Genomic DNA, 11,480 nt, shown 5'->3' on the forward strand with positions numbered 1-11,480 from the left:
GGTCCCCTCGGTCGTTCGGTCCTCGTGATCAGTACACCGGCATGCTATCCGGCCGGTCCGGAGCGGCAGGGCGTCAGCCCCAGCGCCCGGTGCGCCCCATCAGCAGGGCGGCGGCCGCCGTACCGGCCGTCGAGGTACGCAGCACGCTGGGCCCGAGCCGGTAGGCGGGTGCGCCCGCCTCGGCGAACGCCGCCAGCTCCTGGGGGGACACACCGCCCTCCGGCCCGACGACCAGCACGATGCCGCCCTCGCCGGGGAGTACGGCGGTCGCGAGCGGCTCGCTGCCGGTGTCGCGGTCCTCGTGGAGGACACCGGCGAAGTCCGCCCCGGCGAGGAACGCGGCGACCTGTCTCGTCGTCATGAGGTCGGTCACCTCGGGGAAGCGCACCCTGCGGGACTGCTTGCCGGCCTCCCGCGCGGTGGCACGCCACTTCGTCAGCGACTTCAGCCCCCGGTCGCCCTTCCACTGCGTGATGCACCGGGCGGCCTGCCAGGGCACGATCACGTCGACGCCGGTCTCGGTCATGGTCTCCACCGCGAGCTCCCCGCGGTCGCCCTTGGGGAGCGCCTGGACGACGGTGATCCGGGGCGCGGGCTCCGGCTCCTCACGGACGCCCGCGAGACCGGAGACGACGAGCCGGTCCTTGCCCTCGGCCGAGCGGACGACGCCCTCGGCCCAGCGGCCGCGGCCGTCGGTGAGGACGACGTCCTCCCCGGGGTTGAGCCGCTTCACGGAGACGGCGTGCCGCCCCTCGGGGCCGTCCAGGACGAACTCCGGCCCACTGGGGAGGTGTTCGACGACGAAGACCGGTGCCGTCACGGGGCACTCCTCACGTTCACTGCCGCACGCGCGGCTTCCATTTCTGCGGCGAGCAGCCCGACGAGCTCTCCCGCGGGCATCTCGCGGGCCATCCGGTGCCCCTGCCCCGCCCACAGGGCCATGCCCTGAGCGTCGCCCGTCCTGGCGGCCTCCCTGCGCAGCGGGCCGGTCACCTGGTGGATCTGCGGGTAGGCGGCGGGGGCGTAGGGCCCGTGCTCCCGCACGAAGCGGTTGACCAGGCCGCGCGCGGGTCGTCCGGAGAACGCCCGGGTCAGGGCCGTGGTCACGAACAGCGGGTCGGTCAGGGCCTGTTTGTGCAGCGGGTGCGCGCCGGACTCCGGGCAGGCCAGGAACGCGGTGCCGAGCTGTGCCGCGTCCGCGCCCGCCGCGAGGACCGCCGTGATCTGGGAGCCGCGCATCAGTCCGCCGGTCGCGACGAGGGGCAGCGCCACGGATTCGCGGACCTGGGCGATCAGGGAGAGCAGGCCGGTGCCGGTGAGACCGCCCTGCGGGTCGTCGTGGTGCGTGGACTGGTGGCCGCCCGCCTCGACGCCCTGGACGCAGAGGGCGCCGGCCCCCGCCCACCGGGCGTTGCGCGCCTCCTGGGCCGAGGTGACGGTGACGACGGTGAGCGTGCCGGCGGCGGCGAAGGCTTCGAGGACCTCGCGCGCCGGGCAGCCGAAGGTGAAGGAGACGACGGGCACGGGGTCGTCGAGGAGGATCGCCACCTTGGCCTCGTAACCGTCGTCGCCGCATGCGTCCGGGTCACCGAGCGGCGTCTCGTACCAGGTGGCCTCGCCCGCGAGCTGGTGGCGGTAGACCTCGACGGCGCTCGGGTCGGCGACCGCGGGCTGCGGCATGAAGAGATTCACGCCGAAGGGCCGGACGCTGGCCCTCCGCATCTCCCGGATCTCCTCGTACATCCCGTCCGCGGTCTTGTAGCCGGCGGCGAGGAAACCGAGCCCTCCGGCCTCGGCCACGGCGGCCACCAGTCCGGGGCGTGACGCGCCGCCCGCCATGGGGGCCTGCACGATCGGGTACCGGCAGAGATCGGTCAGGGCCAAGGACATGACCGCATCGTGCCACGTCCGGAGAACCGCGCCGAATCAGCCGTTCCGCGGTGCGCGCGGGGTGTCGCGGAAACACCGCACCGCCCGCCGGTGAGGAACCGGCGGGCGGTGCGGTGAACGGGGTCAGCGGCCGTTGAAGGCATCCTTCAGACGGGAGAAGAGCCCTTGCTGTCCTGGCTGGAACTGGCCGGTGGGCCGCTCCTCGCCACGGAGCTTGGACAGCTCCCGCAGGAGGCGCTCCTGCTCCGGGTCCATCTTCGTCGGGGTCATGACCTCGACGTGGACGATGAGGTCACCGCGGCCGTTGCCGCGCAGGTGCGTGATGCCGCGCCCGTGCAGCGGGACCGACTGGCCGGACTGGGTGCCCGGCCTGATGTCGATCTCCTCCAGGCCGTCCAGCGTCTCCAGCGGCACCTGCGTGCCGAGCGCCGCCGCGGTCATCGGGATGGTGACCGTGCAGTGCAGGTCGTCCCCGCGCCGCTGGAACACCGGGTGCGCCAGCTCGTGGATCTCGACGTACAGGTCGCCGGCCGGGCCGCCGCCGGGGCCGACCTCGCCCTCTCCCGCGAGCTGGATCCGGGTGCCGTTGTCGACACCCGCCGGGATCTTCACCGTGAGCGTGCGGCGGGAGCGGATGCGGCCGTCGCCCGCGCACTCGGGGCAGGGGGTCGGCACGACCGTGCCGAAGCCCTGGCACTGCGGGCAGGGACGCGAGGTCATGACCTGGCCGAGGAAGGACCTGGTGACCTGGGAGACCTCGCCGCGGCCACGGCACATGTCACAGGTCTGCGCGGAGGTGCCGGGGGCGGCTCCTTCGCCACTGCAGGTCGTACAGACGACCGCCGTGTCGACCTGGAGGTCCTTGGTCGTGCCGAAGGCCGCCTCGGAGAGGTCGATCTCCAGCCGGATCATCGCGTCCTGGCCGCGGCGGGTGCGCGAACGGGGTCCGCGCTGCGACGCCGTGCCGAAGAACGCGTCCATGATGTCGCTGAAGTTGCCGAAGCCGCCGGCTCCAAAGCCTCCCGCGCCGCCACCGCCCGAGGAGGACAGCGGATCGCCGCCGAGGTCGTAGACCTGCTTCTTCTGCGGGTCCGACAGCACCTCGTAAGCGGCGTTGATCTCCTTGAACCGCTCCTGGGTCTTCGGATCCGGGTTGACATCCGGGTGCAGCTCGCGGGCGAGCCGACGGAATGCCTTCTTGATCTCGTCCTGAGATGCGTCGCGGCGCACGCCGAGTACGGCGTAGTAGTCCGTGGCCACTTACGACTCCGCCAGGATCTGTCCGACGTAACGTGCCACTGCGCGTACCGCTCCCATCGTTCCGGGGTAGTCCATGCGGGTCGGTCCGACCACGCCGAGTTTGGCGACTGCCTCGTCGCCCGAACCGTAGCCGACCGCGACGACGGACGTGGCGTTGAGGCCCTCGTGGGCGTTCTCGTGCCCGATCCGTACGGTCATGCCCGAATCCGTCGCCTCACCGAGCAGCTTCAGCAGGACGACCTGCTCCTCCAATGCCTCCAGCACCGGCCGGATCATCACAGGGAAGTCGTGTCCGAAGCGGGTGAGATTGGAGGTGCCGCCGATGATCAGCCGCTCCTCCGTCTCCTCCACCAGAGTCTCCAGGAGGACGGAGAGCACCGTCGACACGGTTCCCCGGTCCTCGCTCTCGAAGGACTCCGGCAGATCCTGCACCAGCTGCGGGACGTCCGCGAACCGCCGCCCCACGACCCGGCTGTTGAGCCGGGCCCGCAGGTCGGCCAGTGACGTGTCACCGAACGGGGCAGGGCAGTCGATCATACGCTGTTCGACCCGGCCCGTGTCCGTGATCAGCACGAGCATCAGCCTGGCGGGAGCCAGGGACAGCAGCTCCACGTGCCGGACCGTCGAACGTGTCAGTGAGGGGTACTGCACGACGGCGACCTGCCGGGTCAGCTGCGCGAGCAGCCGCACCGTGCGACCCACGACGTCGTCGAGGTCGACCGCGCCGTCGAGGAAGTTCTGGATGGCCCTGCGCTCCGGCGACGACAGGGGCTTGACGCCCGCGAGTCTGTCGACGAAGAGGCGATAGCCCTTGTCCGTCGGAATGCGCCCCGCACTGGTGTGCGGCTGGGCGATGAAGCCCTCGTCCTCCAGCACCGCCATGTCGTTGCGGACGGTCGCCGGGGAGACCCCCAGGCTGTGCCGCTCCGTGAGCGCCTTGGAACCGACAGGCTCCTCGGTGCCGACATAGTCCTGGACGATGGCGCGCAGCACTTCGAGTCTGCGTTCACTGAGCACCGCGCACACCTCCAGCTGTTGTTCTCCGGTGTCTGCCTGGCACTCTGTGCGTTCGAGTGCCAGCAATCCCCCGGTCAGTGTACGGGGGTGGGGTGGGCCCGGGGCAAGGCCGACCGGCCGGTCCGTCGTGGGACCGCGCAGGTCGATGCCGATAGCGTCGTCGTATGGACGCCTCTTGGGAAGAGTTCGGCTGGGAGCGGTTGGGCAACGGTATCGGGCGGCGGCGCCTCCCCGTCTGGGACGCGACCGTCACGCTGGTGGCGGGGGCGGACTCCGTTCTGCTCCACGACACCGGTTCGTCACTCCGCGAGGGGGCGGAGGTGCGGGCGCAGGCACAGGCCCTGCTGGGCCGGAGGGTGACGCATATCGCACTGAGCCATCCCCACTTCGACCATGTCCTGGGGACCGCCGCCTTCGCCGGTGCGGAGGTCTACGGCGCCGTGGGCACGGCGGAGCTGCTGGGGCGGAGCGGCGCCGACGGGCTGCGCGCGGACGCGGTGCGGCACGGGATGGACGAGCGGGACGCCACGGCGGCCGCGGACGCGCTGGTGGCTCCCCGGCATCAGGTCAGCGGCGAGTGGACGCTGGACCTCGGCGGCGGTCTCCAGGTGCTGCTGGCCAACGTGGGGCCCGGCCACACCGGGCACGATCTCGCGGTGCTGGTGCCGGGCTCGCCGGTCGTGGTGCTGTGCGGGGATCTGGTCGAGGAGTCCGGCGAGCCGCAGGCCGGCCGGGACGCGGTGCCCTCGCACTGGCCGGCGGCGCTGGACCGGCTGCTGGAGCTGGGCGGCGAGGACGCGCTGTACGTGCCGGGGCACGGGGCGGTGGTGGACGCCGCGTTCGTGCGGGGCCAGCGCGACCGGCTGGCCGCCCGGTTCGGCGTGTCGTGAACGGGCGCCCGCTCCTAGGGGAGAGGGCGCCCGCTTATCGTCGTGCCATGCGCAGCTACCAGCCGGACCTGACCCCGCCGTGGAAGAGGTCCTCCCCCGCCCCCGAGGTCCCCGCCGAGCCCGATCTCGTCGTCGAGGAGGCCGTGACCGGTTTCTGCGGGGCGGTGATCCGGTGCGAGAAGACGGCCGAGGGGCCGACGGTCACGCTGGAGGACCGCTTCGGCAAGCACCGGGTGTTCCCGATGGTGCAGCGCGGCTTCCTGCTGGAGGGCCGGGTGGTCACCCTCGTACGCCCCTCGGCGGGCGGTCCGGCACGCCCGTCCCGCACGGCGTCGGGTTCGGTGGCCGTCCCCGGCGCGCGGGCACGGGTGGCGCGGGCCGGGCGCATCTATGTGGAGGGGCGTCACGACGCGGAGCTGGTCGAGCGGGTCTGGGGCGACGACCTGCGCATCGAGGGCGTGGTGGTGGAGTACCTGGAGGGCGTCGACGACCTGCCCGCGATCGTGCGCGAGTTCGCGCCGGGCCCCGACGCGAGGCTGGGCGTGCTGGTCGACCATCTCGTGCCGGGCTCCAAGGAGTCCCGGATCGCCGCCCAGGTCACGGACGCGAACGTGCTCGTGGTGGGACACCCGTACATCGACGTCTGGGAGGCCGTGAAGCCGTCGTCCGTCGGCATCCCCGGCTGGCCGGTGGTCCCGCGGGGCCAGGACTGGAAGACGGGCGTGTGCCGTGCGCTGGGCTGGCCCGCGAACACGGGCGCGGCCTGGCAGCACATCCTGTCCCGGGTCGGCTCCTACAAGGACCTCGAACCGCAGCTGCTGGGCCGGGTCGAGGAACTGATCGACTTCGTCACCCTGCCCGGCTGACCCGCGCGGGCCCGTCCGCGCCGCGAGCGGCGGCGCGGACCGGGCCCTCAGTCCACCAGGTCCCGCACCACCGCGTCGGCCAGCAGGCGGCCCCGCAGCGTCAGGACCGCGCGGCCCTCGGCGTACGGTCCGGGCTCCAGCAGGCCGTCCGCGACGGCGCGGCCGGCTGCCGCGAGGCCCGCGGGGGCCAGCAGCGACAGCGGGCAGCCCTCGACGAGCCGCAGTTCCAGCAGGATGCGCTCCACCCGGCGGTCCTCGTCGCCCAGGACCTCGCGGCCCGCGCCGGGCGACCGGCCCTCCGCGATGGCCTGCGCGTACGCCCCGGGGTGCTTGACGTTCCACCAGCGCACGCCGCCGACGTGGCTGTGCGCCCCGGGCCCGGCGCCCCACCAGTCGGCGCCGCGCCAGTACAGCTCATTGTGCAGGCATCGGCCCTCGGGGGTCCGGGCCCAGTTCGACACCTCGTACCAGGAGAAACCGGCCGCCGCCATCGCCTCGTCCGCGATCAGGTAGCGGTCGGCGTGGACGTCGTCGTCCGTCATCGGCACCTCGCCCCGGCGGATGCGGCGCGCCAGCTGGGTGCCCTCCTCCACGATCAGCGCGTACGCCGACACGTGGTCGGGCCCGGCGCCGATCGCCGCGTCGAGGGAGGCCCGCCAGTCGTCCTCGGACTCACCGGGGGTGCCGTAGATCAGGTCGAGGTTGACGTGCTCGAAACCGGCTTCACGCGCCTCGGCGACGCAGGCCTCGGGCCTGCCGGGTGTGTGCGTGCGGTCCAGGATCTTCAGGACGTGCTGCCGGGCGCTCTGCATGCCGAAGGACACACGGTTGAAGCCGCCCTCGCGCAGGGCCACCAGGTAGGCCGGGTCCACGGACTCCGGGTTGGCCTCCGTGGTGATCTCGGCGTCCTCGGCCAGCCCGAACTCCTCGCGGATCGCCGCGAGCATCCTGACGAGGTCGGCGGCGGGCAGCAGCGTCGGGGTGCCGCCGCCCACGAAGACCGTGCGGACCGGCCGGGGGTCGTCGCCGAGCACCTTGCGCGCCTGGCGGACCTCCTCGACCAGATGGGCCGCGTAGTTGTCCCGGGAGGCGAGGGCGCCGCCGGAGCCCCGCAGTTCGGTCGCGGTGTACGTGTTGAAGTCGCAGTAGCCGCAGCGGGTGGCGCAGTAGGGCACGTGCAGGTAGAAGCCGAGCGGCCGGTCGGCTGCGCCTTCCAGGGCGTGGCGGGGCAGCGCCCCGTCGTCGGGCACGGGCTCACCATCGGGCAGTACGGAAGGCATACCGTCCATTGTCACTCGCCGCCGGAGCTTCCCGGCACGCCAGGCTGTGGGCCCGGTCTCAGTCGACCTGGATCACCATCAGGGCGAGGTCGTCGTCCGGCGGACGCTCGGCGAAGGTGTGGACGGCCCGCTTGATCCGGTCGGCTATCCCGGCGGCGGAGAGCCCCGCGCAGTCCGCCAGCACCCGTGCGAGCCCGTCGCCGTCGTCGAACATCAGCCGCCCGGAGCGTCTCTCCGTGACCCCGTCCGTGACGCAGAGCAGGCTGTCGCCCGGTGCCAGGTCGAAGGTCTGGCTTCCGTACGCCACGTCCTCGACCACCCCGAGCAGCACCTGCGGCTCGGCCGCGGGGCGTACGGATCCGTCGGGGCGCAGCAGCAGCGGGAGCGGGTGGCCGGCGCTGGCCACGGTGCAGCGCACGCCGCCGTCCGGGAGCGGCACCAGGTCGCCGTACAGCAGGGACAGGAAGCGGGACTGGGTGCCGTCCTGGATCTGCTGGCCGCCCGCCGCCGCGACCATGAGGGCGGCGGCCTCGGCCGCCTCCATCGCGTCGTCGAGGAGGAGCCGGTTGAGGCGGTCGAGGACCTCGCCGACGCGGAAGCCCTCCCGGGAGAGCAGGCGGAGCCAGGGGCGGGCCAGCCCGGTGACGACGGCGGCCTCGGGGCCGCTGCCCTGGACGTCACCGAGGACGAAGCACCAGCGGCCGCCGGGGCACGGGAAGAGGTCGTAGAAGTCCCCGCCGACGACGCCGTCGTCCCCCGGTTCGTAGACCAGGGCACTGGTGACGCCCGGTATCTCCGCGACCTTGCTGGGCAGCAGTCCGCGCTGGAGGATGCGGCTGATGGTGGCCTGGCGGGTGTAGGCGCGCGCGGCGCCCACGGCGAGGCCGACCCGGCGCACGAAGTCCGCGAGGAGCGCGACGACCTCGTCGGGGATGTGGTCCACGCCCTCGCGTCCCACGAGCACCGCGCCGAGGGTCCGCCCGCCCGAGATGATGCGGTGCGCCAGGGCCGCCCCGGTGACGCTCTCACGCTCCGCGGTGGCACCGCCGGGCCAGGGCATGGGCACGGGACCGGTGCCGACGCTGCCGGGCAGCCGGAGCGGTTCCTTCTCCAGCGCGGGCCGCAGCAGCGCCGTACGGGCCTCGTCGCTGTGCCAGACGCCGGCGAGGCGGGGCACGGCGGCGGGGCCGCCGCTCTCGCTCTCCAGCCATATGGCGCACCAGTCCGCGAGCCGGGGCACCAGGAGCGGGCCCGCCGTCGCGGCGACCAGGTCCTCGTCGAGCTGGCCCGCGAGCATGCCGGACGCCTCGGCGAGGAAGGCGGGACCTCCGCGCCCCGCCCAGCCGGCGTCGTCGCGCTCCGGCCGCCCGCCGGCGGGGGCGGTGCTCCCGGCCGGACGCGGGACCGGCCGGGAGCCCGCCTCCGCGGCGGACGGGGCGTCGGGCAGCCCGAACCGGTCGTCACCGAGGAGGCGGGCCCAGACGGTCTTGAGGCCGGTGCGGTAGGTGATGCCCCAGGATTCGGCGAGGGTGGCGACCAACTGCAGCCCACGGCCGTACTCGGCCGGATCGGGCCGCTCGGCGCGGCCGTCGCGCACCGAGCGTGCGGGATGGTGGTCGGTGATCTCCAGCACGAGCGCGAGCGGCTCGGGTCCGGCCGAGTCCTCCAGCCGGATGAGCAGCTCGACCGTCGTGCCGGCGTGCACGACGGCGTTGGTGACCAGTTCGCTGGCCACGGTCAGCGCGTCGTCGGTGAGCCGCTCGCCGAACCCGCCCGCGCCCGGCAGGCCGAGCCCGCTCCAGTCGGCGAGCGCGGCGCGGACGAACCTGCGGGCCGCCGACGAGGCCTGCGGGATACCCGGCAGGCTCGTGCGCGCGACCGGACGCGCGTCGTCGCCCTGACCGGCGACGACGGTCGCGGGACGGTGCACGATGTCCCGCTGCAAGGGAATGGGCCCCACGGTGCGGCTCCTGACGGTCTCGCGAACACCGCTGACGTTCTACGACAGAGTGACAGACCGACCGTGCCCATAAGCACCGAGTGACGGAAGTCGGGCGGGAAAGGGGAGGGGCCGGTGGACGCGTCCGCGTCCACCGGCCCCTCCCGATCGCCGGACCGGGCTCACTTCTCCCGGGAGCCGGCGTACATGTCGTCGATGAGGTCCTGGTACTCGCGCTCGACGACCGGCCGCTTCAGCTTGAGGCTGGGGGTGAGCTCGCCGTGCTCGATGTCGAGGTCGCGGGGCAGCAGCCGGAACTGCTTGATGGTCTGCCAGCGCTGAAGGCCCTCGTTGAGGCGCGTCACGTAGCCCTGGACGAGCTCCACGGCCTGCGGGGACGCGACCACGTCGGCGTACGGCTTGCCGCCCAGGCCGTTCTCCTCGGCCCAGCCGAGGATGGTCGGCTCGTCGAGGGCGATGAGAGCGGTGCAGAAGTTACGGTCGGCGCCGTGCACCAGGATGTTGGACACGAACGGGCACACCGCCTTGAACTGTCCCTCGACCTCCGCGGGGGCGATGTACTTGCCGCCGGAGGTCTTGATCAGGTCCTTCTTGCGGTCGGTGATCCGCAGGTAGCCGTCCTGGGACAGCTCGCCGATGTCACCGGTGTGGAACCAGCCGTCGGACTCCAGCACCTCGGCGGTCTTCTCGGGCAGCCGGTGGTAGCCCTCCATCAGGCCGGGGCCGCGCAGCAGGATCTCGCCGTCGTCCGCGATGCGGACCTCGGTGCCGGGGAGCGGCTTGCCGACGGTCCCGGTGCGGTACGCCTCGCCGGGGTTGACGAAGGAGGCGGCGCTGGACTCCGTGAGGCCGTAGCCCTCCAGGATGTGGATCCCGGCGCCGGAGAAGAAGAGACCGATGTCCGGGGCGAGCGCGGCGGAGCCGGAGACGCAGGCACGGAGCCGGCCGCCGAAGGCCTCGCGGAGCTTCGCGAAGACGAGGGTGTCCGCCACCTTGTGCTTGGCGCCGAGGGCGAAGGGCACGGAGGCCCTGCCGGTGCGCCGGAAGTTGTCCTGCGACACCGTCGCGTACTCGCGGGCGACGCCCGCCGCCCACTGGAAGATCTTGTACTTCGCGCCGCCGCCGGCCCGCGCCTTGGCCGCGACCCCGTTGTAGACCTTCTCGAAGATGCGGGGCACGGCCGCCATGTAGGTCGGCCGGACGACCGGCAGGTTCTCGATGATCTTGTCGACGCGGCCGTCGACGGCGGTGACGTGGCCGACCTCGATCTGGCCGGAGGTCAGGACCTTGCCGAAGACGTGCGCGAGCGGCAGCCAGAGGTACTGGACGTCGTCCGCGGTGATCAGACCGGTGGCCACGGTCGCCTTCGCCATGTACGACCAGTTGTCGTGCGGCAGCCGCACGCCCTTGGGACGCCCCGTGGTGCCCGAGGTGTAGATGAGGGTCGCCAGCTGATCGGGGGTGATGGCTGCGACCCGGTCGGTGATCGCGTCCGGGTTCTTCACCAGGTACTCGGCGCCCCTGGCCTCGAGATCGGCCAGCGTGAGGATCCAGCCCTCGGGATCGCCGTCGACGGGCTCGACGCCCGCCGGGTCGATGACCACGACATGGGCGAGAGCGGGCAGCCCTGCCCTGCTCTCCCTGGCCTTCGCGAGCTGGGCGGCGTCCTCGGCGATCAGGACGCGGCTGTCGGAGTCGGCCAGGATGAAGGCGGACTCCTCGGTGTTCGTGGACGGGTAGATCGTCGTCGTGGCCGCGCCCGCGCACATCACGCCGAGGTCCGCGAGGATCCACTCGACGCGGGTGGAGGACGCCAGCGCGACCCGCTCCTCCGGCAGGACGCCGAGCCCGATCAGCCCGGCCGCGATGGCGTGGACCCGCTCGGCGGCCTGCGCCCAGGTCAGCGACTTCCAGTCGTCCGGGCCCTCGCCCGAGGCGGCGGGCACCGGGTAGCGGTAGGCCTCCCCCTGCGGGGTGGCCGCCACGCGGTCGATGAAGAGGGACGCCACGGAGGGCGGCCGGCTGTCGATCAGGGTCTGTGTGTCGCTCACGACGTCCTCCGGGCCTGCGGCATTGCTACGACCGGTCTTTTCGGGGGCTGCTGCTGGTATTCCTGCTTCTCGTTCCCGCTCGGCCTGCTTGTTTAACTGGCGAGTAACTAACGGGTGGTGATCAGAGTAGAGCGCACGGGACCGCGGCGTAAGGGGCAACAGGCCGCCGCTTGATAACGAACCGGGCCCCTGTGCCGCGGACGTCCGCGGCACAGGGGCCAGTTGGGCTACTCCCGGGTACTTCCAGGTCGTCGCGCCCCGGTGTC

At 72.9% G+C, this 11,480-nt stretch carries 9 protein-coding genes; 2 read left to right on the top strand and 7 right to left on the bottom strand.

Annotated features, from left to right (window positions below):
• Positions 1-73: 73 nt before the first annotated feature.
• The 4 genes from OHT61_RS10470 to hrcA form a co-directional block, all read right to left on the bottom strand.
• Positions 74-820 carry a 16S rRNA (uracil(1498)-N(3))-methyltransferase gene (locus OHT61_RS10470; protein WP_329037160.1) on the bottom strand — a complete coding sequence of 249 codons (747 nt, stop codon included), beginning with the start codon at positions 818-820 and terminating at the stop codon, positions 74-76.
• Positions 817-1,890: a nitronate monooxygenase gene (locus OHT61_RS10475; RefSeq protein ID WP_329037163.1), complete on the bottom strand. Its 1,074-nt coding sequence runs from the start codon at positions 1,888-1,890 to the stop codon at positions 817-819. Before OHT61_RS10475 ends, OHT61_RS10470 begins: the two co-directional genes overlap by 4 nt.
• A gap of 123 nt (positions 1,891-2,013) precedes the next feature.
• The gene (gene dnaJ / locus OHT61_RS10480; RefSeq protein WP_329037164.1) at positions 2,014-3,150 is read right to left on the bottom strand and encodes a molecular chaperone DnaJ; all 1,137 of its coding nucleotides are present in this window, start codon (positions 3,148-3,150) and stop codon (positions 2,014-2,016) included.
• Positions 3,151-4,167, bottom strand: a complete 1,017-nt coding sequence (hrcA, locus tag OHT61_RS10485) for a heat-inducible transcriptional repressor HrcA (protein WP_327118802.1) — start codon at positions 4,165-4,167, stop codon at positions 3,151-3,153.
• Between the two features lie 164 nt (positions 4,168-4,331).
• Between hrcA and OHT61_RS10490 the strand changes: the two genes are divergently transcribed.
• Both OHT61_RS10490 and OHT61_RS10495 read left to right on the top strand, forming a co-directional pair.
• Positions 4,332-5,057, top strand: a complete 726-nt coding sequence (locus tag OHT61_RS10490; RefSeq protein ID WP_329037167.1) for an MBL fold metallo-hydrolase — start codon at positions 4,332-4,334, stop codon at positions 5,055-5,057.
• A 47-nt stretch (positions 5,058-5,104) separates the two neighbouring features.
• Positions 5,105-5,923 (top strand): DUF3097 domain-containing protein, encoded by an 819-nt coding sequence (locus tag OHT61_RS10495; protein ID WP_329037168.1) that lies wholly within the window; start codon positions 5,105-5,107, stop codon positions 5,921-5,923.
• A gap of 47 nt (positions 5,924-5,970) precedes the next feature.
• Here OHT61_RS10495 and hemW read toward each other — a convergent pair whose 3' ends face one another.
• From hemW to OHT61_RS10510, 3 genes are all read right to left on the bottom strand, one after another.
• Positions 5,971-7,203, bottom strand: a complete 1,233-nt coding sequence (gene hemW, locus OHT61_RS10500) for a radical SAM family heme chaperone HemW (RefSeq protein ID WP_329037169.1) — start codon at positions 7,201-7,203, stop codon at positions 5,971-5,973.
• A 58-nt stretch (positions 7,204-7,261) separates the two neighbouring features.
• Entirely contained in the window at positions 7,262-9,163 is a 1,902-nt protein-coding gene (locus tag OHT61_RS10505) for an ATP-binding SpoIIE family protein phosphatase (RefSeq protein ID WP_329037171.1), read from the bottom strand.
• 161 nt (positions 9,164-9,324) lie between these two features.
• The gene (locus tag OHT61_RS10510; protein WP_329037173.1) at positions 9,325-11,214 is read right to left on the bottom strand and encodes an AMP-dependent synthetase/ligase; all 1,890 of its coding nucleotides are present in this window, start codon (positions 11,212-11,214) and stop codon (positions 9,325-9,327) included.
• Between the last annotated feature and the right edge of the window lie 266 nt (positions 11,215-11,480).

The organism is Streptomyces sp. NBC_00178 (assembly GCF_036206005.1).
Classification (GTDB): Bacteria; Actinomycetota; Actinomycetes; order Streptomycetales; family Streptomycetaceae; genus Streptomyces.

Excerpts from the sequence above, each read along its gene's own strand:
- OHT61_RS10475 (WP_329037163.1), bottom strand. The coding sequence starts at position 1,890 with ATGTCCTTGGCCCTGACCGATCTCTGCCGGTACCCGATCGTGCAGGCC.
- OHT61_RS10490 (WP_329037167.1), top strand. The coding sequence starts at position 4,332 with ATGGACGCCTCTTGGGAAGAGTTCGGCTGGGAGCGGTTGGGCAACGGT.
- OHT61_RS10495 (WP_329037168.1), top strand. The coding sequence starts at position 5,105 with ATGCGCAGCTACCAGCCGGACCTGACCCCGCCGTGGAAGAGGTCCTCC.
- hemW (WP_329037169.1), bottom strand. The coding sequence starts at position 7,203 with ATGCCTTCCGTACTGCCCGATGGTGAGCCCGTGCCCGACGACGGGGCG.